A 23,934-nucleotide genomic window follows, 5' to 3' on the forward strand; every position below is an offset into this window, starting at 1 on the left:
AAAAATAGTGAACCAGTGACAAATGACTCTGCCACTGGTTATTTAGATTACTTCCCTTATTTATTTTACTAATACCTGATCTTCTTCGAGTTCATATATGACTTTTTCAATCTTTCCTGAAAATTCAAAGGATCCTTCACTTTCGTAGGCCTTACTAACAGGGTAGAGAGTATCCTTACCTATATCCAATCCTTCAAAAGCAATTTTATATGGATGGGTTTTTTCAATCGTCCCTTCTCCAACTTTTTTATCGTTAACTATGAGTATCCCTTTTCCTTTATTTGTATCAGTTTTCTCAAATTCAAATCGGATTGTTGATTTGCCTAAAGGTACTTCAGCATCCGATTCAATTTTGTATATATCAGGTCCCATATTGTATTCATAAACAAGTCGGTTATTTTTAATATACAATGTATAACCGCTCTCAAATCCTCCTGTGGCAACAAGCACTCCATCATTAGATGAGCTTTCTCGTTCAATTGGAATCGTAATTGAATAAGACCGATTCATAATTGGAGGGGCGGCTGAATCCGTCAAACGAGACATTCCAGGATAGAAAGTAAAGCTATTTCTTGCTCGCGGTGAATCCTCAGGGATATATAAAAATGCTTCAACTCCTGTTTCACTCATCGGTAATACTCCATATTGCTTTGCTTCCTTATCCCATATCTTCTTCAGCTCTTCTAATTTCTCTGGATATTTTTTAGCAAGGTTATTTGTTTCTGAAAAATCCTTTTCTACATGGTAAAGCTCCCATGTATCATTTTCAAAAGGTTGACCTTTCTTATGACGAGCAATGGCTCTCCAACCATCATGATAAATCGCCCTTTCCCCACTCACTTCAAAATATTGAGTTTTTTTACCTGAAGCTTTCTCATTTGTAAATGTCTTCGCAAAGCTCTCTCCTTGAAGCGGCATTTGCTTGACTCCCTTTATTTCTTTAGGCAATTCAACGCCAATTACGTCATAAACTGTCGGGGTGATATCGCTTACATGGACGAATTGATTGCGAATGTCTCCTTTATCCTTAATGACTTTCGGGTAATAAACAATAAGAGGTGTATGTGTCCCCCCTGAGAAAGCAGTTCTTTTATAAAGTTTAAAAGGAGTGTTACTTACTTGAGCCCATCCTGCCGGATAGTCTGTACCCGCCTTTTCACTTCCAAAGTCATCGATATGTTTGGCTATATCTTCAAAGTTTTCAGGTACTGCGTTATATGCAAGTGAATGATTGATAGAACCGGTGCTTTTTCCCATGGAACTCGCACCGTTATCAGATAAAAAGACAATCATGGTATCATCTAATTCTCCAACAGAGCGTAAATTATCAAGAAAGCGGCCAACTTGTTCGTCGGTGTGTGTCAAAAAGCCTGCATACGTTTCCTGGAAGCGTATAAAAGCTTTTTTCTCTTCTTCTGAAAGCTCCTCCCAAGGTTTTACTCCCTCATTGCGTTCTGCCAAGTTGGTGTTTTCCGGGATAATTCCTAGCTCCTTCTGCTTTTTAAATCTTTCTTCACGAATTTTATCCCAGCCTTTGTCGTAGACTCCTTTGTACATATCAATGTATTTTTGCGGGACCTGATGTGGCATGTGCTGAGCTCCAAAAGATAAATAAAGGGAGAAAGGTTTTTCTGGATCAATGGAAGCGTGATCTGTCACATACTGATTTGCCTTGTCCACTATGTCCTCGGAGAAATGATAATCTTCCTTATCAGGTACATTAACTGAGCTGTTATCCTGAACAAGATCTGGTCTATACTGATCGGAAGAATCCTCAAGGAAGCCATAAAAGCGGTCAAATCCCTTGCCAAGCGGCCAATTATCATAAGGACCGGCAGGAGTTGTTTGAGCAGCGGGAGCTAAATGCCATTTTCCTAAGGCGTAATTGTTGTATCCCTCCTCACCGAGAACTTCGGCAATTGTGCCAGCTTCTGGTTTGATTAGTCCACGCTTATTCGGATATTCTGGACCTAAATCATAATTGGAAACCAATCCCATTCCTACGTCATGGCTATTTCTTCCAGTCAACAAAGAAGCACGGGTTGGTGAGCATAGCGGCGTTACATGAGCATTATTATAGCGAAGTCCATTTTTCGCTAACGAATCAATGTTAGGAGTTTTTATTTCTGATCCATAACTGCCAATATCGGAAAATCCAGAGTCATCTAAAACAATAAATACCACATTTGGTTTCATTGTATGATCTCCTTCTACCTTTTGACTATTTGCCTTATCATTTACTTTTGATTTTGTTTCTGTTTCTGCGTTTGCCACTAGTTCAACAGAGTTTTTCGATGAACAACCGGATAGTATAGCTAAAGCAGATGTGAAAATGGTTAGCTTATGTAACGATGACCAATTCAATGCTCTTTTTGCCATTATATTTCTCCTTTTTTAATTGATATTTTTTTAGATAGCTAGTGTTCAATTCAAGCCTGGCAAACCAAAATTTACAGTTTTATGCTTAGCTATTTTAGTCTGTGGCTCTAACTCTGTACGGACTTCGTTAGAATCTTTACTAGCATGTTTAACAGGCACTAACGCTAGGGCGATCGCCGCAATCAAACCAGGAATCGCAAATGCAATGAAATTCAAATGTATTGGTAAAGCAATTGATAAAAGGAAGCCACCCAAAATGGGTCCTAGCATACCGCCAATTCGACTGATGCCAGACGCCATACCTAAAGCTGTAGATTTGATATAGGCAGGATAGTACTGGGATACATAGGCTTGTACGATATTTTGCGAACCGATTGTAGCAGCACCTGCAATGGCTACCAATAAATAAATCACGAACATATTCCCGCCAAATCCAAGCAGTGTTAAGGCAATTGCACCTGAAGCATACATCGGAACGAGCATCTTTTTAGAGCCGTATTTATCACAAAGTCTACCAATGATAAGGGTCCCTATAATGGCACCGCCTTGAAGGGCAATGAGGAAAGATAAGCTTGAATTCAAGGCATATCCTGCTTCAATCATCAACTTAGGAAGCCACGTATTCAAACCGTATATCATTAGTAAGCAACTGAAAAAGGCAATCCAAAACATGACCGTACTTAAAGCTCGATTAACTTTAAATAAGCCGACAAGAGGAACCTTAGTCCCCGTTGCTTGTAATTCTACAATCTCATCATTTTTATTAAAAGTTGATTTAGGATTCACCTTGGAAAGTGTAGCGAATAGTTCTTCCTTTTTACCTGTTCTGATTAAGTGACTCGCGGTTTCTGGTAATTGCTTATACATCAAAGGCAGAGCCAATAATGGCAGTCCTGCAACCCAAAAGATAGATTCCCAGCCGAATATCGACATCAAAAAGATTCCTAATAGAGGTGCAAGTAAGCCCCCCGACCGAATAGCCGCATAACACGATGGATACGATCATACTTTTCATCGATTTAGGTGCATAATCTGTCAGCAAAGCGATGACGTTTGGCATAATGCCTCCAAGCCCTAATCCTGCTAAAAAGCGAAAAGTAGAGAAAAGCGTTGGCGTTTCAGCAAAACCACATAAGAATGTAAATACACTAAAAAATATGAACGTAATAGCAATGACGTTCTTTCTTCCAATACGATCAGCCAGTATCCCAAAAAAGATGCACCAAACATCATACCAAATAGTCCATAGCTTCCCATTGCTCCTGCTTCAACTGAAGTGAGGTTCCATTTCTCAATCAAGACAGGTACAATTGCAGACCTAAGCTTTTACGGCTATTTTATTGTAACCATGGAATCGATCAACGAATTGGAAATCTTTATCCATATGGTTTTTCAACCATCAATCGTTAAAAGTATGTATACGTTTGTGTTTAAATTCACTGCGATGATTAGTGGCGAAGCCAACTACTTCCTACAGTAAGAAAAGGCTTTCATTTTCACCTTTAAGAATCCCCTTCATGTCTGCTGGTACATTAATTCTGCTCGAAGATTTTCCTTGCTCTCAAGAGGAGCTTGGTAGGCATAAAGTTTAAGTCTACTACTTATTTATCGGACGTAACTGCTCCAAGGTGTGTAAATCCAGCATGGCTAAAGGTGATTAATTTCATGGTATATTTCCCTTTTGTTGTTTATGTATTTGATTTGCTAGACTAGACTACAAGTTAACAGTCCACTCTTTAATGCTGTAATTACACTCCTCCTCTTGATTCATCGAGTCATTACCTACTAGTATCTCAGCCTCTTATAAACGTAGGGGACTGTAAAACGTATGCTCCACCTGTTTGGTTAGCAAATCCTCCAGCCATAACTAATACTTCGTTCTTTATCAATTCCTGTAGAAATTCACGATGCCCTGGTATTCAATTTCCTGTAAAAGAAGGTTTTCTTTCAATTACCATTAGAAATTTCTTCATGTCATCACCTACTTTCAAATAAAGAGAGGTTTTTTTCACTTTTAGATAACTTTGTTCCCCATATATAAAAATAAATTATTTACAGACTATTGTCAATATTTTAAATTATTTTTTACCATTAAGGTAAATATGTGATTAACATGCTCACCTCACTTCAAGCTCAATAAAGTTACTCCCTTTAGTCATTCGACGATTCTTAAACAGACTAATTGTAAGAATAAGAATAATTACAGGGAGCCCATTGCCTCGTCTGTCGAGGATTACGGAGAAAGATAATTTTAGGCAGTTGTAACCTCCGTAATTTGCCATTCCCCATGACCGACAAACATATTTCGGCTCTGTTATAGTATGGTATGAATTTAAAAGCTCCTAGATGAATATGAACCTTATATTATTAATGTAATAGATCATTAGGAATTAATAAAATATGGTCTTTTATATTTAACGATTAATTTTTCTATTCCTCCAGAAAGCGCAAAAAACATTCGGTATACGTTTAAATCCAAATTCAGAAAAAGTGTCGACATCTGTCTTGTTTGAAATGATTATGTAAATTAAATAAGCTAGATGAATTCTGAATTCTTTGTTAAATTAGAGCTATCTAGTAAAACAGGGGGAGATGAAGTGAAAATAGTATTAATCGTAACTGGTATTATTTTGGCTGTTTTAATAGGCGTAAAATACGGAGGATTTAAACCGGTCGACAATGGAGCCGAATCTGGAAAAAAACAAGAGAAAGTAGAAGCGAAAGCTGTTCAAGATACGGTCAATAATGAGAAAAAGGAAGTAGACAAGCAACAGACAGCCAAAATTGGCGGAGTTCAATATGATATTGGGATTGATGACAGTAGTTCACAAGATGCGGTTATTGAAGTGATGCACAAGATGACACATCAAAAAGTGAAAGCGAAAGAAAAATGGGGGGCCATTCCTATGATTCCCGATACAATTAATCAAGTTTATGACATTGTGGAGAACAGTGAGTTCGAACAAAAAGATGATTTGCTAGCCATTTTAGATAAATGGAAAAAAGGCATTTTTTCTGAAGTAGATGATGACCACAATTATTTCTGGACATACCAAGGCGGGACGATCGGTAAAGCTTATGGAATTATGAGCAAATCAGAAGAAGAAACGTTCATCCAGAATAACTTCGAAGAAGATATTGTACGTGAAGTAAGCTCCCAGCACTAATGGGAGCTTCAATATTCAGTTACAACTTCATTCTGTTATTTCTAGTTCTCTAAAAACCTATCAATCTTCGACAAAATCCGGGGAGTGACAGGCATGGAAATTTAGTTTCTTACTAATAAGCTATTGCTTCTAAATTCGCCCATAAAATGGTTAAATTCGCTCATTAAAGCCCAAAATCCGCCCATAAAACTCGAAGATTCGCTCATAAAACTCAAAAATTCGCCCATTGAAGGGTCAAGTCGTTTAATAAATCATATATGCTCAACTATTGAAGTGTAACTTTACACAAAATATCATATTAACGAGCTCCTCCATGAGTAATCCTCTCAAACTTCAGATCCTTATTTCGTAATTATTGCTTCTTATTACATATTTTTTGACTCTTACTACATATTTTCCGACTCTTATTACATATATTTAGGCACTTACTACATATTTTCCAAAACTTACGACATTTACCGAATAATAATTGGAATCGCCTCAAACTTCAGATTAATATAACACAATAATGGGTCCTTACTATGCAGCTTCGGAGATTCATTGGCTGATAAAATACTAGTTTCGCTGATAAAAGTCGGTTTTCCGCTGATAAAATGGTCCAGTTCGCTGATATCCTTCAATAATTCGCTGATAAGCTGCTCATTGTGCTAATTTTCCCACTCCAGGCTCCCTCCTCCGCCTAAAAGTTAGCTTTATTTGTGCAAATTTGGCTTTTATTTGCGGATCCACTGCTTTTATTTGCGGATTCACAGCTTTTATTTGCGGATCGTCTACGAAATCTCGAAAACTCTATTAAAATGCCCTGGGAGACGCTATCCTCTCCAGGGCATTTTTCAATTTTTTTAAAATTCTCTTCTCCCTACCCTGTCCTTTTTGCCGACTTTTTTCTATATAGAAGGTGAAAGGTGGTGAGAGACAATGGCACTAGCATTATTAGAGGTTACGAAGCTTCGCATCGTATTTGAAGCGGGCATGGATGACGATGGAAATCCCATCCTCAAAGCAAAAACGTTTAGCAATGTCACAAAGGCTGCTACCGCAGACCAACTATCGCAAGCGGCACTAGCAGTTGCAGTTCTATGCAATGACACGCTAAACAAAGTGGAGCGGAATGATAGCATCGCAATTCTAGGTTAATAGTCTAAAGTGAAACGAAATGTCAGCTCCACGATTCTAGGTTAATAGTCTAGCGAAATACCCAAGTGATTGGAGGTGAAAGAAATGGCAAAAACATTGGAATTGCAATTTACTACTGAATTCGGAAAGACGGCAAGCCTTTCCGTTGATAACCCAAAAGAGCCGATTGATGAAGAAGTCGTCAAATTATCGATGGCGCAGATTATTGCATCTGAAGTTTTCACAACTAGCAGTGGCAAGTTTGTAGCTGCAAAAGGAGCAAGAGTGATCGACCGCAATGTGACAGATTACGTGATTGCCTAATAAAAGTGAGAGGCCGGATTCATGATGAACCCAGCCTCTTTTTATAACAAGTGGAAGGAGGAGAGAAAAGTGGAGCAGTTGATTCCAATCATCAGCCAGGTGGGATTCCCCATCGTTGTGACGCTTTATTTGCTTTACCGAATTGAAGCAAAGCTTGATTTAGTCGTCCAGTCGATACAGACACTTCCTGAGCGGATGAGGGAGCGGGCATAAAAAAGAGAAACCACCTGGCCTCTACTATCAAGTAGATCCAAGGTGGTTTTTTTGTCTTAAACAAATTCCGACAAAACTCGGGTGGTGACAGGCAACAGCAAAAACAACAACAACAGTCCCCATGATCTCTTCTACAAATCATGATTTTATCCAGCTCAATCGGAAGGGTTAATTATATTTTAAACTTTTCCACCTTGATTATTTCTTCCATAAAAGCGAGAATTTCTTTACGTAAATTAGGCTCCTGCAGAGCAAATTCTATGGTTGTCTTCACAAACCCACTCTTTTCTCCTACATCATACCTCTTACCCTCAAAATCATAAGCAAACACCCGTTGAATCTGATTCAACTTCTGAATCGCATCCGTCAACTGAATCTCTCCACCAGCCCCAGTTTCTTGCTGTTCCAAAAACATGAATATCTCTGGAGTTAGTATATACCGTCCCAAAATGGCTAGATTAGAAGGGGCAGTTCCAGCCTTAGGCTTTTCAACCAAATTATTTACTTGATACCTTCTACCCACCTGATCCAAAGGTTCAACAATTCCATACCGATGTGTCTCATCATCTGGAACGGACTGTACACCAATAACTGACGAATGCGTTTCTTCATATATATTAATAAGCTGTTTTAAACAAGGAGTCTCACTTTGAACAATATCATCACCGAGGAGAACCGCAAACGGCTCATCCCCTATAAAGTTACGAGCACACCAAACTGCATGTCCTAGCCCCTTGGGTTCCTTCTGACGAATATAATGAATATCCGCAAGATTAGTAGCATAGCGTACTTTTTCAAGTATATCTAACTTTTTCTTTTCCAATAGATTTTGCTCTAATTCATGTGCAATATCAAAATGGTCTTCAATCGCTCGTTTCCCTTTACCGGTAACAATAATAATATCTTCAATCCCTGAAGCTACTGCTTCTTCAACAATATATTGAATCGTTGGTTTATCAATAATCGGCAACATTTCCTTAGGCATTGCCTTTGTCGCAGGTAGGAATCTTGTTCCAAGTCCAGCAGCCGGAATAATCGCCTTCCGTACTCGTTTCATTCTCACGCCACCTTTTTATTATTTTTCTGTATAAATAACAGAGGGTTTAGAGATTATAATCTTTCATACTATTTGATCCCAAGCAACTTAGGAAATCGGAAATTCCCTGGATGGTACCTGTTTGAAGTTTGATGAGGGAGAAATGACAGTAGTTCTCGACCTTCTAGATTAAACAGAAGATTTTCGGAGTCTAAAATACTGGTTACTTACTAAATTACTACAAAAAAATCAAAAATCCTTTTAAATCATAAGAAAAATATGCAAAAATTATTCCAAAACGGAAAGTAGCGCGACAACCAACCACCCTAACAATATTCAGTTGCAACTCTATTCTATCACTTTCCACCACTCTAAAAACCTATCAATCCTCGACAAAGTTCGGGGCGTGACAGGCACAAAATTTATGGAATTTTCCCCTTAACCTGCTTTAACGTCGCTACTATTAGAAAGCTAACAATCACTAATAAGAGCCATGAACTCACCTTTCCTAGATGAACGAGACTCCATGCATCGGTTTGGTTTGGATATTTCCACGCTCCAAAAAACGTTGCGATATTTTCGGCTATCCATATAAAAAATCCGATGAGCACAAAGGAAAGTGCGAGCGGCATACGGTAACGAGTTCCATCAACCTCGTATGTGACCCATGATTGCCAAAAGACGATAATAACAAGGCCAGATAACCACCAACGAAAGTCAATCCAATAATGGTGGGTGAAAAAATTCAAATAAATCGCAGCTGCAAGAGGTACAACTACCAAAAACGGCGGCCACTTAATCAGTTCAACCTTAAGCCTCCTCCATGCCTGGCAAAGAAAACTCGCTACACTTGCGTACATGAATCCGCTATACAAAGGCACTCCAAAAATTTTGAAATATCCTTCCTCTGGATAAGACCAGGAGCCCATATGTACCTTGAAAAGTTCAAGAGCAAGACCAATAAGATGGAACAATGTGATAACCTTTAGTTCATCCCGTGTTTCAAGCCCAGAACGCACCATCCAACACTGCATCAGAAGGCAGATGATGAGCAGCCAGTCATACCGTGGCAGGTAGGGAAGTGGCATGATTTGTGTAAAAGCCAAAGAGGCAAAAATAATCACAGGAAACAAACATGATAGGGCCTGCTCCCAACCAAAACGAACGAGTTGTTTTATTGCTCTCATGATTTGTACCCTCAAAGGTTTTTTCTGAGAATAATTTTGAATGGTTAAATTCATTAGTAAATCCCCTTTTATGAATTTGATTCATCAGAATTTCAGAAGATTATTTTCATGATAGCTAAATAGGACTAAATTACTTATTGAGTTCTCTTAAAGAAATAATTTCAATGTCTGAACAATAAAAGTGTAAGGTATCATCTTCGTAGTCTATCACTTCATATTTCTTATTTCCCCAACCTCTATCCCTTATATCGTAAATCTCGATTGACATTTGATGATAGATACCCCCACTTTCAAAATTGATACTCTTAGGGTTGTAGAAGCGAAAGCAGGCAATATATTGTTTTTCTTTATCCTTAATAATAAAATCTATGTCGAGTACACAATTGTCTTCAAAAGACCTATTTTGAAAGTTCAAAAGGAATCCAACAATAAACTCTATATTTTGTAATGAAAAATCTTTTATGTTATCAGTTATAAGGCTAATATTTTTTATCAATTTGAATCACTTCCTTGGTGAATCTTAATTGTTATATAATCGGCAAGCTTAGGCCGCCACGTCTCTACGTGTAAAAAGGAGCCAGGAAATCAGATTGAACACGAGGAAATAGACAGCGAGCACTCCGATGGAAAAGGACAATGTCATTCCTTCTTGGAAAGGACGTCCGGTCAGGTACTGCGTGAGATCGGTGTTGGCGAACAACAGGTACTTGCTCCAATCGAACCGCTGCAGTGCCTCCAGAACAATATTACCCGCAAACAAAGCGCCGATGGAAAACCCGATAGCCATCGCGCTGCTTCGGAAGGCGGATGAAATCATAAAGGCCATGGTTACGTACATGACCGTGGATACACCGCCCAGCATATACGTTTTCCACAGATTGAGGACCATATTCCTTTCGACGATTTGCCCTTCCGCAGTCATGCTGATCAACGGTAGATCCATGTATCCAAAGCCGTATAAGATTCCGGTGACCGCGACGGATATGACAAACAGAGTGAGTAACAACAGCATGCTGAACAACAGAAAAGAGATATACTTGGATCGTCGATGATGGTGGTCCGGCCAATCCGTTTGGTCACATGACTCAAGCTGATGATAGGTTCGTTGCTCATACATGTCCTCCTTTAATGATGAATTTGGACGTTTCGTCCTTTTGTTCACAATGCCTTATTAATCTTGGATGTCTTCATCACTTCGGTATTCTAAAATATCTCCAGGCTGACATTCTAAAGCCTTACAAATCGCTTCTAAAGTTGAAAGCCTAATTGCTTTTGCCTTTCCATTTTTCAATATAGAAAGGTTAGCCATCGTGATTCCAACCCTTTCCGAGAGTTCTGTTACGCTCATTTTCCTTTTCGCCAGCATCACATCAATATTGATTATCATTGCCATTGTTATCACCTCAAACGATTAAGTCATTTTCCGATTTTATATCAATCGCTTCTTGTAAAAGTCTTTGAAGAACAGCAGCGAATACTGCGATTACTATTGAAGCAAAGATAGGGACCATTCCGATTATGATGAGACCTGGGGCATCGTCTAGATCTGCTACGAGATAAACAAATGGCAAAATTACCACAAACAAACCACTGATTGTCATTGCACAGATTTTAATATTCTTTAGAGCTTTAACAGACAATTCAGAGAAAGCTTGGTTCTTGTCAATATAGCTTAAAAGTTTAAGAGCCTGATACAATGCAACGAAAAACGGGATTACTGATACATACATACCTATTAAAATGGGATATAGGATATGGGCATAATCTGGATTTACTGAATTCTTAGCTAACCAAGGCAACCCAAATATACACAAAGCTAGAACTGGAGTTCCAATAAGAAAAACAGCCATCCTTAAAAATAGTGTTGACCCTCGTTTCATAAAAAGCACCTCACATATTTATTGTCTATTTGAAATTTAACACATTATTTATTGATTTTCAATAAACTTTTATTATTTTTTATAATATTTTTATCGATAAACAAATATTAATTTTAGACAAAAATAAAAAACATTCCTCATCACAAAGAAATGCTCTATAAATTCACACTATTCACGTACTCCCAGGTTAAAACGTAAAAAGCTAAATTATGTATCTTATGACTATATAAACAACCTCACCCTTTACGGGCTTGTGGGTTGTTTATATGGTCATTTTTATATGATTATTTTAAGTTTCTCGTAAGATAGGAAGAGTACAACAACGGAAGGAGCCACCAGATTTAATGATTTCCGTAATATCCACTTCAATCACTTGAAATCCTCGGTTACGAAGCTGCTTGTTTACCTTTTCGTTGACCGGCAGACTTAATACCCGTTTGTTCCCGATACTCAATACATTTGTACCTAATTGAAATTGTTCTTCTTCCGAAACTTCAATTAATTCATAACGTGAAGCAAAAAGCTCGATGTCTTTTTTCGTTAAGGCATTTGGGTAAATAAGGGCCACATCAGGAGAAACGACATTAAATATACAATCCAGATGCAGGTATTTTGCTTTAAAAGAGATGGGAATGATATTGAATTGATTCAAAAGACGCTGTAATTGCTCAGCAGCTTTTTGGTCCGTCCGATTGCTGAGCCCCACATAAATTGTTTCCCGATCAATCACAACATCTCCGCCCTCAATTCGTTCCTCGGCTAAATTATAATAAGAGATTTCTTCATCCTCCAGCCATTGTTTTAAAACGTTTTCCTCCCCTGCGCGAACATCCGTTGCCATATTAGCAACAAAGATTGTTTGCCCTAGAGTAAAACCAATATCCCGGGTAAAGACCTGTTCAGGATATTTTTTATGATAAGGCAATAAAATAACTTCGATGCCATTCTGCTTTAGCGTTTTGACAAATTTACTGTGCTGCTCAAGCGCGCGTTCAATATGGATACCTTCATTCTTAAAATGCTCTTGCGTTTCATTAATTACTTCGCGGATCGTCATATATTGAGGCTGACAAAGGATTACTCGTTTTAATACATCGTATTCACTCATGCAAAAAGTCTTGTTGTTTGTCTTTGGGATTTCTGCCATTTTGCTGCCCTCCTGCGTTCTCTTTTTAATTAGGTTTTCCTAATCTATCGTTAATATTTACAAACAGAGACAATAGGAAATCTCTTTGCATCATAGGGTCTTTAATGAGTGATTTAGCGGAGGATAAAATTACCAAAATGTGCATATTTTTGTTTTTTTAAAACATAATAAAAAAACAATGTTGGTACATTAGGAGATTGTTGTAGATGCGTAGTAAGTGGAGAAAGCCTAAAAAAATTCAATCATTATTTCAAAATCAAACATCTACTGACTCTAAAGAAAATAAAGCTCCATCATCAAAACCAGAAGATGTTCTATTAGATGATTTGAATGAAAATATTACTAATCTAAATTCCATTTATGAGAATTGTCCCGATGTTATTTTTCACTCCTTCTTAATAGAAGGAAAAGAGAAAGCAGTGTTAATTTACATTGAAGGCTTAACGGATGTAGAAGGGATTAACGATACTATCCTTTCCCCACTTTTGAAGGAATCTGGAGAGCAAAATTCTGAAAATACTTCCTCTAATCTGAAACAAAAGATTTCTAATTCTAATATTAGTACTGTAGAAACATATACAGATGTGATTGATCAAATTTCATCAGGAAACCCTGTCATTCTTATAGACCAAAAAGGTGAAGGATTTTCTGTCGGTTTAGCAAAATGGGAAAAAAGGGCAATTGAGGAACCATCTGCTGAATCAGTAATACGGGGACCACGCGAAGGATTCATCGAATCCATCGGGGTTAATATTGCTCTCCTTCGACGTAAAATCAAAAGTCCAACGTTAAAAATAAAAAAAACCACAATAGGCAGATTAACCAAAACAAGTGTAGCAGTAGCTTATATTGATGGAGTAGCAGATCAGAATCTCATCACGGAGGTTGAAAATCGCCTAAATCGAATTGATGTCGATGGGATATTGGAAAGCGAGTATATTGAGGAATTTATTGAGGATAATCCGTATTCTCCTTTTCCCCAAGTATTAAATTCGGAACGGGTGGATGTTATTTCATCCTATTTATTGGAAGGACATGTTGCGATTATAACAGATGGCACTCCTTTTGTACTGGTTGCTCCAACCACGTTCTATTCTCTGATGCAAGCTTCAGAAGATTATTATCAACGTCCAATTATAAGTACATTTATCCGCTGGCTTCGTTTTTTATTTATCGTCATTTCGCTTTTGCTCCCTTCTTTATATGTAGCCGTTTTATCGTATCATCATGAAATGGTTCCAACTGCACTTTTAATCAGTATGGCAGCGTCACGTGAACCCATCCCATTTCCCGCCTTAATCGAAGCAATTTCGATGGAGATTATGTTTGAGATTTTAAGAGAAGCTGGAATTCGATTGCCCAAACAGATGGGGGCAGCTGTAAGTATTGTCGGAGCACTAGTGATTGGACAGGCAGCAGTTGAAGCAGGAATTGTTTCTGCCCCTATGGTAATGGTTGTTGCTGTAACAGGAATCGCTTCGTTTGGCATCCCTAGATATAATGCTGGAATGGCTCTTAGATTGCTGCGCTTTCCCATGCTTATCCTAGCAGGAACGTTAGGATTATTGGGAATTATGCTGGGGGTCATTATGATTGTTACCCACTTATGCACATTACGTTCTTTTGGGGTACCGTATTTGTCTCCCATTGCACCGATGAAGGGAAGCGAAATGAAAGATGTATTTTTTAGACTTCCAAGGTGGGCTTATTCTTCCCGCCCTCATTTGACAGGGGATTATAACAAGTACCGTCAAGCTCCTGGTCAAAAACCAGGCCCAACTCATGGGGGTGAATAAATGATTGAAAAAGGGAAAATTTCATCTTTTCAACTGGCCATCATGATGCATCCTACCATCTTGGCTACCGCTCTACTGATCCTTCCTTCGATTACAGCAGCCAAAGCAGAGCGTGATATGTGGATATCCCCTGTTTGGGGTTCCTTCTTTGGTTTTTTGGCTGTATGGATTGCTTATGAATTACATAAACACTATCCAAGAGAAACAATTATTGAATATAGTAAACGTATTATTGGAAATATCCCTGGAAAGATCATTGGTTTTTTATATCTATTTTTATACTTACATATAAATGGCATTGTGATAAGAGAATATGGAGAGTTTATCTCGGGTAACTTTTTGTTTCAGACCCCTCAGATGGTCATTTTAGGAAGTATGACACTCGTTTGCGCTTTTGCTGTCCGCGGCGGATTAGAAACGATCGCTAGAGCGGCGCAGCATTTTGTCCCTATTGTGATATTACTCTGGTTGACGCTTGTCCTTTTCCTAATCAAGGATTTGGATCTAACCAATATGCTCCCTATACTGGAAAAAGGTCTCAAGCCTTCCTTTTTAGGAGCAGCCTCTCCAGCATCCTGGTTTAGCGAATATATTCTTATCGCCTTTTTTCTACCTTATTTATCGGATCAGAAAAAAGGATTATTATGGGGAAACCTTTCCGTACTCAGCGTAGTATTTATTATGGTTCTAACCAATTTGGCAGCCCTTTGTATATTTGGTGAAATAACTGCCGATTTAAGTTATCCGGTAATGAATGCAGGAAAATACGTTAGTATAGCGAAATTTTTTCAACACTTGGAATCGATTGTAATGGCACTATGGGTATTAGGAACTTTTATAAAAATTTCTGTATTTTTTTATGCTTTGGCACTAGGCACCGCTCAATGGCTAAAGCTTTCCAATTACAAACCCATTGTATTTCCACTTGGCTTCCTTTTAATTTTATTCGCTCGGTGGTCTGCCCCTAATCTGACAGAATTAAAGAGTTTTCTTGGAACTTCTAGTGTCTTTTACATGCTATCGCTGCAAATAATCCTTCCTGCCCTTTTGTTAATCATTACTCTAGTACGTAAAAGAGTGGAACAAAGGAAGGGATTAAAAGATGAACTCAATAGTTAATCAAACGATTTGTAAAACCTTCGTGATGGTATTGATGTGGCATACACTTTTTTTCCTTACCGGATGTTGGGATCGCCGTGAAGTTAATGATGTGGCGATTGTCCTAAGCACAGGAATTGATTACTATAATGAAAATGAAATTGAGCTTTCCGTAGAAATAGTTATACCAGAGACTATGAGTGCGGCAATAAAGGAAGGTGGAAGAGCTCCAGGTTCACGAACATCCTTTGTTGAATCTGCAACTGGTGAGACAATGGCTGCAGCTAGATCGAAGCTGCAGCAAAAAATTGCTCGCAACTTGTTTTGGGGGCATGGTTCTGCAACCGTAGTTGGAGAAGTACTAGCGGAAAAAGGAATCCGAGAGCATATGGACTTCTTTTCACGATTACCAGAAGCTCGATTAAGAAACAATGTTTTCGTAAGTGAAGGAACGGCTAAGGATCTTATTTCAAGCCTGCCCCATTTAGAAAATAGTTCCTCAGAGACCCTTACTGAATTAGCCCAGTTTCAGATAGGAATGGATATTACGATGAGTGAACTGCTGCAAATGTTTGCAAGTGAAACAGGAGGAGCGGCATTGCCTATGGTTACAAGCATTTCCTCCAAAAAGGATGAAGGAAAAATGAAGGATAAAACGCAATTGATGCTAAGCGGTACCGCCGTGTTTAAAGGAGATAAAATGGTTGGTACCTTAGATGAATCAGTCACAAGGGGATTATTATGGGTAAGAGATGAAATTAAATCTGCGACCATCACGGTTGATGTAGAAGAGGGGGAAGGCAAGGTCACAGGTGAAATGATTCGTTCCTATACGAAGCTGATTCCGCGAATTGAAAATGAAACATGGAAAATAACGATTAATTGCAAAGTAGAGGATGATGTGATTCAAAATGCCAGCACCTTGGACTTAAGAGATCCTAAGAGTATGAGGATGCTTGAAAGGAAATTTGAAGAAAAGATAGAAGAAAGAATACAGGAAGCGGTTGAAGAAGTGCAACAAGAAATGAATGTGGACATCTTTAACTTTCATAGAAGTTTTCAGCGTAAATACACGAAAGAGTGGCAATCAGCTAAAGTAAATTGGGATGAAATTTTTCCAACTGTTGAAATAGAGTATGATATTGATGTTAAAATTCTACGACCAGGCCTTTCTACTGATCCACCTGCAGTACCGAAAAGTGAGGTGGAAGATATATGAAATGGGCGATTGTTTTTGCGTTTACAATCGTTTTAGCTCTCATGTTTTTATACGAATGGCCAAAAATAAAGTCAAAGGAAAAAAAAGAGAAAATTGTTTTTGTATGCCTGCTGGCAATGGGGTGGATTCTTAGTTTCATTCTTCTCTTTTACCCGGATACGCCCGGACCTTCCGATTTGGTAGATAGAATCTACAAGCCATTAGGGAAATTAATTGAATAATCAAGTTGTAGAACACTTCACAACAAAAGGAGAAGAGAAATTGTCCGATGATGACTACTCTTCTCCTTTTTTAGTTCCCTTTGTTATTTAAAATGTTGAATTATTTTTATTATTATTTGTTATAAGGGGATGATTAATGCCCTAATCAAATACACTCCAATATGCTATAGGAGATAGAAAGCATCCAAACCACGTTTGTCACGAATCGACAGCTGTTCGACTAAATTCCATATAGGCTATACTATTCAAACGTTTGGTTAAAACAGTTATAAGTACTGAATTATAAACACCCTCCCTGCCAAGCAAGAATGATAATTGTCGAGAACCGGAAATAAATTCCGCAGGAAATAACCCAACTTTCCACAAAATCAGATAGGTTTCTATTAAACTTACATAATTCTTTTATTTGCCCGTCCATTCCCTACTACACAAACGTTTAATTAATAGTGGCCTCAGCACGCACCACTCCCGACTTTATCCCTTTAAAAGTATAAAAAGAATGTCGAGGGCTGTCTTCAACCATGACTCTTTTAAAAAGGAACCTTGTTTAGCTACTGAACCAGGGTCAGTGCCCAAACCCATTATTGTGACTAGTTGCTTATTTTCCTCTAGTAACTTAGTTTGAGGAAAAAATCTAGAATGTTATTAAAATTAAGGAATAAAAGCAAGGATGATTCATTGGATGCTTTATACTGATCTGTCTGTCGGGGATAAATAGGACTATGTGAGGTAGTGCCAATGTACCGGAACTCAGCATATTTGCATTGATATTTTCCTAATAATATCCTATTATGGAAATAAGATTTCAATATAAGGAGTATGAAAAATATGAAAAAGTTGTTTACTATTTTACTATCTTTGGGATTAGTTGTGGGGTTATCCTTCAGTTTGACTGATTCTGCGGAAGCACAGGTAAAGATTAAAACTTACCAAAACTGTACTGCTTTGAATAAGGATTTCAAAGGTGGAGTGGCAAGAGCATCTAATGTTAAAAACAAGGGTGGGAAAACTAAGTACAAGCCATATGTTTCAAAAGCGCTGTATGACGCTAATAAAAAAAGTGACCGGGATAAAGATTTTATTGCATGTGAGCGATAATAGGTATACATATCAAAAGGAGGGCTGATCAGTCCTCCTTTATTTTTGGTTGTTTTCTGAGAGATTGTGGCTCTCTTCGTTGGAGAATATGTTACTCGTTACCGCCAAACCGTAATGATGGCTAAAAGGCCGACCGAAAGTTGTGCTGTTTTGTAGAGCCAAATCAATTGCCTCACGCTTCCGTGTTCGAATTCGATCCCTTTCTCTTCTTCCGCCATCCTCAAGTTGTACCGTAAGTACCACCTTACTGTGAAAAGAGTAATTTCAAGTTCGTAATGCTTCCACTGAGACTAAAAGTATTCAAGATTTAGAGATTACTTGCAATTGTCTTCAAGTTTTTGCACCAGAACCCAAAGAACTAACTGGTATTAAAAAAATCTTTTTTTTAAATTTTCATTTTTTTGTGAGTTTTTGTAGTTTTTAGTAGTTCTTATTATAAATTAAAATTATCCTTTTTTAGAACAAAACGAAAGCGCTTACTAAGATTTATCCCGAATTAACGGGCAGTAAGATCCCACTGATGGAAGTTTCACTTTTATTTTTACCAATCACACGTTATATGGAGGAATTTCTAATGAAGAAACTAATTACAAAGAAAAAAGTTGCTATCACCACACTAGCATTAATGTCGACCGGGATTATCACCATCTCTTCAAGTTACACTGGTGCATCGCATCCTGTTGAAGCTAAACAGATTACAACATCTAATACAGCCAATCCTGTTGAGAAAAAATTACCTAACATTAAAATTCTGGCAACGGGTGGCACCATCGCAGGAACTGGTTCTACTTCTACCCAAACAACCGGCTATCAGGCTGGCGTCCTAACCCCAAATCAACTAATAGAAGCAGTTCCTACGATAAAGGATATTGCTAACATTTCCACTGAGCAGGTATCACGCATTGATTCTGGTACGTCTAACACTAATGCCATAATGGTCAAACTGGCGAAGGAGGTCCAAAAGGAATTGGATGATCCAAAGTGTGACGGTGTTGTCATCACCCACGGTACCGACACAATGGAGGAAACGGCTTACTTTCTCAACCTGACTGTTCATTCTGATAAACCGATCGTCGTGGTTGGTTCAATGCGCCCCTCTACGTCAATCTCTGCTGACGGTCCGTTGAACCTGTACAACGCTGTAGCACTTGCTGGTTCCAAAGAAGCTCGCGGCAAGGGCGTCCTGATCACCATGAATGACAAGATTGGAAGCGCTCGCGACACATTTAAAACTAATACCACCGACGTTGATGCCTTCAATAATCCGGAGCTCGGCTCCCTCGGCTATATACAAGGCGGTAAGCCCTATTTCTATAACCTGCCAATTAAAAAGCACACCACTGAGTCCGAGTTTGACATTCGCAAGATTACTGAAGACAATCTGCATCGTGTTGATATTGTTTATTCACATGCCAATGATGACCGTGTAATAGTTGACGCTACGGTTGCTGCCGGTGCGAAGGGAATTATCCACGCTGGTACAGGTAACGGTTCTATCCATGAAAAAACGCTTCCGGGTCTGCAGGATGCTGTGAAGAATGGTGTTGTCGTTGTTCGTGACACCCGTGTACCAGTAGGCATGGTTACTCACGAACAAATTGACGTAGACAACCACTTCGTCAATTCTGGCAACATTAACCCTCAAAAAGCTCGTATCCTGTTGATGTTGGCACTCACCAAAACCGAAGACTCTAACAAGATCCAAGAGTATTTCAACGAATACTAAGGCTTGATTCAGCATAGCTAAGTTACTGTCTACCTGTAGGGGATAATACCACTCTTTCGGTCTTTTTCTTTTGAAAAAAATAACAACTCATGAGACTTAATTCTATTGTGTCCCATTAGAAAAAATGGTTTGAATCATAGATCCACAACAGATTGACCTGATTTTGCTAGTGTGAGAGTATTAATAATGATTTTTTAATGAGACTTAACACATAATCCGACGCTATAACTTTTTAAAAATATATGTATATAAATCTGAAAAACTGGCAAATATGATAATGTATTCCCCCTTTTGTAAAAACAGCATCTGCTCATTGGCAGATGCTAATTTTTTCGACGTGTTTCTTCCTATTATTCAGACTTATTCTTGTGCTACTTCTTCATACTCCCTGACAAGTTTATAAAAGGTCGTCTTTTTTAGCCTTACTTCCTGCATGGCCCTCACTGCTGTTATCTTTCCTGCTTTCCATCGATGATACATTTCTTTAAACTCTTCTGTTACCTGAGCCTTGGATCGGCCAAAAGCTACACGCCGCCCGATAGCCCCACAAAGGTTGGCTATACCTTTACAGACTGGGACCAAAATTTGAATGATATAAGATATGATGTAACGGTAACAGCAAATTACACGATAAATTTATACACGGTTTCCTTCTTGGATGTGGGGCACACTTACTCTTCCCAAACCAATGAGTATGGATCTGCGATTAACGATCCGGGGCATCCAAGCAAATCTGGTTATACGTTTTTGGGCTGGTATGCAGATTCAAGCTATCGAACAAAAATCAAGTTTCCGATCACACTTCAGTCCAACATGAAAGCCTGTGCCCGATATATTAAAAATCCTAGTACTCCTACAGCTGTAAAAGCTATTTCAGCCGGATACGATACCGTCGCACAAAGGTATATGGTTCGTTTTCAAGTACCACAAGTATAAAACCGGTTCTTTCTTCACCATTTGCACTTAAAGCAACAAGAGTCAGCAGCACTTCAGTTAAGCTTTCTTGGAGCAAAGAAACCGAGGCAAGCGGCAATGAACTGTTTCGTGCGACAACCAAGACAGGAACTTACACTAAGATTGCTACCCTTACATCTGGGTCACAGGTAAGCTATACAAATACGAGACTAACAAAGGGAAGAACTATTACTACAAAGTTCGGGCCTACCGTATAGTCAGCGGTAAGAAAATCTACAGCTCCTATACAACTGTTATCTCGTTTAGACCTTAATATTACAAGAATCGCTTAGTTAAAAATTGGACTATAACCTGAATAAGGGGCAAGGGACACTAATTAAAAAGTGCCCTTGCCCCTTATTGCATTATCAAAAAGTGACGGAAAATACAATGATTCCCATATTTTTCTCAAAGGAACCAAATTGGATGAGGGAGCGGGCATAAATTTGAGAAACCACCTTTCCTCTACTATTAAGTAGAGGAAAGGTGGTTTCTTGTCTTTATCTTTCATTTTCAACAATCTAAAAACCTAGCAATCTTCGACAAATTCCGGGACGTGACAGGCACCTGGATTCTTTCTACATATTTTCCGACTCTTATTACACATATTCAGGCACTTACTACATATTTTCCAAAACTTATGACATTTGCTGGATAATAATTGGAAACCCTCTCAAACTTCAGATTAATATAACACAATTATGGGTTCTTACTTTGCAGCTTCGGAGATTCATGGGCTGATAAGATGCTAGTTTCGCTGATAAAAGTGGGATTTTCGCTGATAAAATGGTCCAGTTCGCTGATATCCTTCAATAATTCGCTGATAAGCTGCTCATTGTGCTAATTTTCCCCCTCCAGGCTCCCTCCTCCGTCTAAAAGTTAGTTTTATTTGTGCAAATTTGGCTTTTATTTGCGGATTCACAGCTTTTATTTGCGGATCGTCTACGAAATCTCGAAAACTCTATTAAAATGCCCTAAGAGACGCTATCCTCCAGGGCATTTTTCAATTTATTTAAAATTCTCTTCTCCCTACCCTGACCTTTTTACCGACTTTTTTCTATATAGATGGTGAAAGGTGGTGAGAGACAATGGCACTAGCGTTATTAGAAGTAACGAAGCTTCGCATCGTATTTGAAGCGGGCATGGATGACGATGGAAATCCCATCCTCAAAGCGAAAACGTTTAGCAATGTCACCAAGGCAGCTACTGCGGACCAATTATCGCAAGCTGCACTAGCAGTTGCTGTTCTATGCAATGACACGCTGAACAAAGTGGAGCGGAATGATAGCATCGCAATTCTAGGTTAATAGTCTAACAAAATAATAAAGTGATGGGAGGTGAAAGAAATGGCAAAAACATTGGAATTGCAATTTGCCACGGAGTTTGGAAAGACGGCGAGCCTTTCCGTTGATAACCCAAAAGAGCCAATCGATGAAGAAGTCGTAAAATTATCGATGGCGCAGATTATTGCATCTGAAGTTTTCACAACTAGCAGTGGCAAGTTTGTAGCTGCAAAAGGAGCAAGAGTGATCGACCGCAATGTGACGGATTACGTAATTGCCTAATAAAAGTGAGAGGCCGGATTCATTATGAACCCAGCCTCTTTTTATCAATAATGTAAGGAGGTGAGAAAAGTGGAGCAGTTGATTCCAATCATCAGCCAGGTGGGATTCCCCATCGTTGTGACGCTCTATTTGCTTTACCGAATTGAAGCAAAGCTTGATTTGGTTGTCCAGTCGATACAGACACTTCCTGAGCGGATGAGGGAGCGAACCTAAAAGAGAGAAACCACCTAGCCTCTATTATCAAGTAGATCTATGGTGGTTTCTTGTTTTTATTCTTTCATTTTCCAAAAGCTAAAAACCTATCAATCTTCGACAAAATCCGGGTCGTGACAGGCACTTAATGTTTTAGTGTTAATGTCCCAACCATTAAAACCTTTGCTAATTTTTTCATAGTAAAATATTCTCCTTGTTTTCTAGAAAATGATATTACCTGCTATTTTTTCATATATTATTCACATGAAAGAAATCCTTTTTATAAGAAGAAGGGGTTTCTAATAATTTAAGTAGCCCTTTTCATTTGTCCTCTATGCAAATGTCCCCTACTTGGAAAAAGAAGCAGGAGAACCTTCCCCCTGTTTCCACTACTATTTAACAGTTACACCAAAGGAAGCTTTTTTGACTCCATCTTTTGTAGTCGCAGTAATGACTGCTGACCCCGCTTTAATAGCTTTGACATTTCCTTTCGAGTCAACAGTAGCCACTTTTGTGTTGTTGCTGCTCCAAGTGATTAGTTTATTTGTTGGTCTTATCACACCCTCAAAATAAGCTGTCCCATTCTCTACCATACTAATTCCTCTTTTTGGAATTATATGAATATATCATAGGGGGAAATGGACTTTTTTCTACAAATTACAGTAAAAAGATAGGAATATATTCATAAAATCCCCGACCGTTCAATAAAATTACAGTTCGAAAGCCTTAGATAAAAAGGGAGCAACTATTTTCTCAAAATTAATTTTCTGCTATCCCTTATATCGACACCGTTTTTAATTTATACCATTTATATTTTAACTATAGGATATATATAAGAGGGGGAATTACGATTGAAGTTACAAAGAGTTTTTAAACTATTCTTTCCTGTATTAATTTTTACTTTGTTATTACTGCCCTCACCCAGTTCAAAAGCAAATGCAAAAGTAATTCAACCCACAACGGATAAAGCAGCCACCTATATTACTTCTTTCCAACAAGTTCATGGTAAATGGGTGGCGAAATTTGATTATATACAGTGGTATTTCGGAAAAGCCGCTGATAGAGAATTTTTAAAGGATTGTAAATGCAGTAAAGAAATGGATCATGCGCCAGATGGATACTGGATTAGGAACGTTAATCCCAAGATACGTACCTTTACCATTTCAAAAAATGCCCAATATGTCTTACAGACACGAAGTTTATACGGAATCAAATGGAACGAAAAAGTAACTAGAAGTCAGTTTATCACCTTTTTAAAACAGAGAGATAAGCACCATCAAATTCCGTTTCATATAGAAATAAAAAATGGTATTGTAACTAAAATTACAGAACAATATATCCCTTAAATAATTCTTATAATAGAGAAACTCAAACCAATCGTAATGGTTTGAGTCAGATTGTAGACAAAAGGCATTCGAATGAGCCCATTCGATGCCTTTTTATTGGATTTTTGCTCGTAAGAGCAAAATTTAGACCTATCCTTTGACTATTATTACGCCAATTCTGGACCTTTCCACGTCCAGCTGGCCATCTTTTTCAAGTTCATGGCAGCAAAAGTAAGCATCGCTTGCATGGACAATTTTTTTAAGCCTCTTAAGGTTGTCCAACGCATACCA

General features: G+C 38.3%; 27 protein-coding genes and 1 pseudogene. 16 read left to right on the forward strand and 12 right to left on the reverse strand.

The genetic code is table 11. The features are described 5' to 3' along the window. Positions 1 to 60: 60 nt before the first annotated feature. From J7E67_RS02895 to J7E67_RS31030, 3 genes are read right to left on the reverse strand one after another with little or no spacing between them, the layout of a single operon-like run. A complete protein-coding gene (locus J7E67_RS02895; RefSeq protein WP_214730974.1) occupies positions 61 to 2,379 on the reverse strand; it encodes an arylsulfatase in 2,319 nt (772 codons plus the stop codon). Between the two features lie 45 nt (positions 2,380 to 2,424). Beyond that, positions 2,425 to 3,312, reverse strand: a complete 888-nt coding sequence (locus J7E67_RS02900) for an MFS transporter (protein WP_251026534.1) — start codon at positions 3,310 to 3,312, stop codon at positions 2,425 to 2,427. Then, entirely contained in the window at positions 3,239 to 3,619 is a 381-nt protein-coding gene (locus J7E67_RS31030) for an MFS transporter (protein ID WP_308161340.1), read from the reverse strand. The genes J7E67_RS02900 and J7E67_RS31030 overlap by 74 nt, the downstream gene beginning before the upstream one ends. A gap of 1,357 nt (positions 3,620 to 4,976) precedes the next feature. Between J7E67_RS31030 and J7E67_RS02905 the strand changes: the two genes are divergently transcribed. The 4 genes from J7E67_RS02905 (at position 4,977) to J7E67_RS02920 (ending at position 7,199) form a co-directional block, all read left to right on the forward strand. Continuing rightward, positions 4,977 to 5,546: a DUF6241 domain-containing protein gene (locus J7E67_RS02905; protein ID WP_308161339.1), complete on the forward strand. Its 570-nt coding sequence runs from the start codon at positions 4,977 to 4,979 to the stop codon at positions 5,544 to 5,546. A gap of 918 nt (positions 5,547 to 6,464) precedes the next feature. Further along, positions 6,465 to 6,683 (forward strand): DUF1659 domain-containing protein, encoded by a 219-nt coding sequence (locus J7E67_RS02910; protein ID WP_214730977.1) that lies wholly within the window; start codon positions 6,465 to 6,467, stop codon positions 6,681 to 6,683. 84 nt (positions 6,684 to 6,767) lie between these two features. Then, a complete protein-coding gene (locus J7E67_RS02915) occupies positions 6,768 to 6,986 on the forward strand; it encodes a DUF2922 domain-containing protein (protein ID WP_098932548.1) in 219 nt (72 codons plus the stop codon). A 69-nt stretch (positions 6,987 to 7,055) separates the two neighbouring features. After that, positions 7,056 to 7,199: a YvrJ family protein gene (locus J7E67_RS02920; protein WP_214713097.1), complete on the forward strand. Its 144-nt coding sequence runs from the start codon at positions 7,056 to 7,058 to the stop codon at positions 7,197 to 7,199. Between the two features lie 172 nt (positions 7,200 to 7,371). Here the strand turns inward: J7E67_RS02920 and galU are convergent, their stop codons facing one another. The 7 genes from galU to J7E67_RS02955 form a co-directional block, all read right to left on the reverse strand. Next, a complete protein-coding gene (gene galU, locus J7E67_RS02925; RefSeq protein WP_214730979.1) occupies positions 7,372 to 8,256 on the reverse strand; it encodes a UTP--glucose-1-phosphate uridylyltransferase GalU in 885 nt (294 codons plus the stop codon). A gap of 401 nt (positions 8,257 to 8,657) precedes the next feature. Beyond that, entirely contained in the window at positions 8,658 to 9,422 is a 765-nt protein-coding gene (locus tag J7E67_RS02930) for a DUF817 domain-containing protein (protein WP_214713098.1), read from the reverse strand. A 130-nt stretch (positions 9,423 to 9,552) separates the two neighbouring features. Continuing rightward, entirely contained in the window at positions 9,553 to 9,918 is a 366-nt protein-coding gene (locus J7E67_RS02935; protein WP_214713070.1) for a hypothetical protein, read from the reverse strand. A 48-nt stretch (positions 9,919 to 9,966) separates the two neighbouring features. Then, the gene (locus J7E67_RS02940; protein ID WP_214730981.1) at positions 9,967 to 10,539 is read right to left on the reverse strand and encodes a hypothetical protein; all 573 of its coding nucleotides are present in this window, start codon (positions 10,537 to 10,539) and stop codon (positions 9,967 to 9,969) included. A 54-nt stretch (positions 10,540 to 10,593) separates the two neighbouring features. Then, on the reverse strand, positions 10,594 to 10,815 hold the full coding sequence (locus J7E67_RS02945) for a helix-turn-helix domain-containing protein (RefSeq protein WP_088089997.1): 222 nt from the start codon (positions 10,813 to 10,815) through the stop codon (positions 10,594 to 10,596). Positions 10,816 to 10,825: 10 nt separating this feature from the next. Continuing rightward, entirely contained in the window at positions 10,826 to 11,302 is a 477-nt protein-coding gene (locus J7E67_RS02950; protein ID WP_214713073.1) for a DUF2975 domain-containing protein, read from the reverse strand. A gap of 289 nt (positions 11,303 to 11,591) precedes the next feature. Further along, entirely contained in the window at positions 11,592 to 12,449 is an 858-nt protein-coding gene (locus J7E67_RS02955) for a dimethylarginine dimethylaminohydrolase family protein (RefSeq protein ID WP_214713074.1), read from the reverse strand. Positions 12,450 to 12,655: 206 nt separating this feature from the next. Between J7E67_RS02955 and J7E67_RS02960 the strand changes: the two genes are divergently transcribed. The 11 genes and pseudogenes from J7E67_RS02960 to J7E67_RS03005 all read left to right on the forward strand — a co-directional run bounded on the left by J7E67_RS02960 (position 12,656) and on the right by J7E67_RS03005 (position 22,339). After that, a complete protein-coding gene (locus J7E67_RS02960) occupies positions 12,656 to 14,245 on the forward strand; it encodes a spore germination protein (protein WP_214713075.1) in 1,590 nt (529 codons plus the stop codon). After that, complete coding sequence (locus J7E67_RS02965; RefSeq protein WP_214730982.1) at positions 14,246 to 15,364, forward strand: GerAB/ArcD/ProY family transporter; 1,119 nt, start codon at positions 14,246 to 14,248, stop codon at positions 15,362 to 15,364. It begins immediately after the preceding gene. Beyond that, complete coding sequence (locus J7E67_RS02970; protein WP_214730983.1) at positions 15,348 to 16,562, forward strand: Ger(x)C family spore germination protein; 1,215 nt, start codon at positions 15,348 to 15,350, stop codon at positions 16,560 to 16,562. The genes J7E67_RS02965 and J7E67_RS02970 overlap by 17 nt, the downstream gene beginning before the upstream one ends. Beyond that, positions 16,559 to 16,783 (forward strand): hypothetical protein, encoded by a 225-nt coding sequence (locus tag J7E67_RS02975; protein ID WP_214730984.1) that lies wholly within the window; start codon positions 16,559 to 16,561, stop codon positions 16,781 to 16,783. Before J7E67_RS02970 ends, J7E67_RS02975 begins: the two co-directional genes overlap by 4 nt. An 828-nt stretch (positions 16,784 to 17,611) precedes the next feature. Further along, positions 17,612 to 17,881, forward strand: a complete 270-nt coding sequence (locus J7E67_RS02980) for an excalibur calcium-binding domain-containing protein (RefSeq protein ID WP_168241120.1) — start codon at positions 17,612 to 17,614, stop codon at positions 17,879 to 17,881. A 574-nt stretch (positions 17,882 to 18,455) separates the two neighbouring features. Next, positions 18,456 to 19,607 (forward strand): asparaginase, encoded by a 1,152-nt coding sequence (locus tag J7E67_RS02985; protein WP_214730985.1) that lies wholly within the window; start codon positions 18,456 to 18,458, stop codon positions 19,605 to 19,607. Between the two features lie 471 nt (positions 19,608 to 20,078). Continuing rightward, positions 20,079 to 20,165 (forward strand): annotated as a pseudogene (locus J7E67_RS32220) (hypothetical protein); the annotation flags it as partial. A 27-nt stretch (positions 20,166 to 20,192) separates the two neighbouring features. After that, the gene (locus J7E67_RS02990; protein WP_251026535.1) at positions 20,193 to 20,543 is read left to right on the forward strand and encodes an InlB B-repeat-containing protein; all 351 of its coding nucleotides are present in this window, start codon (positions 20,193 to 20,195) and stop codon (positions 20,541 to 20,543) included. Positions 20,544 to 21,649: 1,106 nt separating this feature from the next. Then, positions 21,650 to 21,868 carry a DUF1659 domain-containing protein gene (locus J7E67_RS02995; protein ID WP_214730977.1) on the forward strand — a complete coding sequence of 73 codons (219 nt, stop codon included), beginning with the start codon at positions 21,650 to 21,652 and terminating at the stop codon, positions 21,866 to 21,868. A 39-nt stretch (positions 21,869 to 21,907) separates the two neighbouring features. Then, positions 21,908 to 22,126 carry a DUF2922 domain-containing protein gene (locus J7E67_RS03000; RefSeq protein WP_214730988.1) on the forward strand — a complete coding sequence of 73 codons (219 nt, stop codon included), beginning with the start codon at positions 21,908 to 21,910 and terminating at the stop codon, positions 22,124 to 22,126. A 69-nt stretch (positions 22,127 to 22,195) separates the two neighbouring features. Next, a complete protein-coding gene (locus tag J7E67_RS03005) occupies positions 22,196 to 22,339 on the forward strand; it encodes a YvrJ family protein (protein WP_066248207.1) in 144 nt (47 codons plus the stop codon). Between the two features lie 371 nt (positions 22,340 to 22,710). Here the strand turns inward: J7E67_RS03005 and J7E67_RS03010 are convergent, their stop codons facing one another. Beyond that, on the reverse strand, positions 22,711 to 22,911 hold the full coding sequence (locus J7E67_RS03010; protein WP_214730990.1) for an Ig-like domain-containing protein: 201 nt from the start codon (positions 22,909 to 22,911) through the stop codon (positions 22,711 to 22,713). A gap of 258 nt (positions 22,912 to 23,169) precedes the next feature. Between J7E67_RS03010 and J7E67_RS03015 the strand changes: the two genes are divergently transcribed. Further along, positions 23,170 to 23,664, forward strand: a complete 495-nt coding sequence (locus J7E67_RS03015; protein ID WP_214713085.1) for a hypothetical protein — start codon at positions 23,170 to 23,172, stop codon at positions 23,662 to 23,664. Positions 23,665 to 23,810: 146 nt separating this feature from the next. Here J7E67_RS03015 and J7E67_RS03020 read toward each other — a convergent pair. Further along, on the reverse strand, positions 23,811 to 23,934 hold a 124-nt coding region (locus J7E67_RS03020), incomplete at its 5' end, for a transposase (RefSeq protein ID WP_214730992.1).

This window comes from Bacillus sp. ISL-46 (assembly GCF_018613205.1).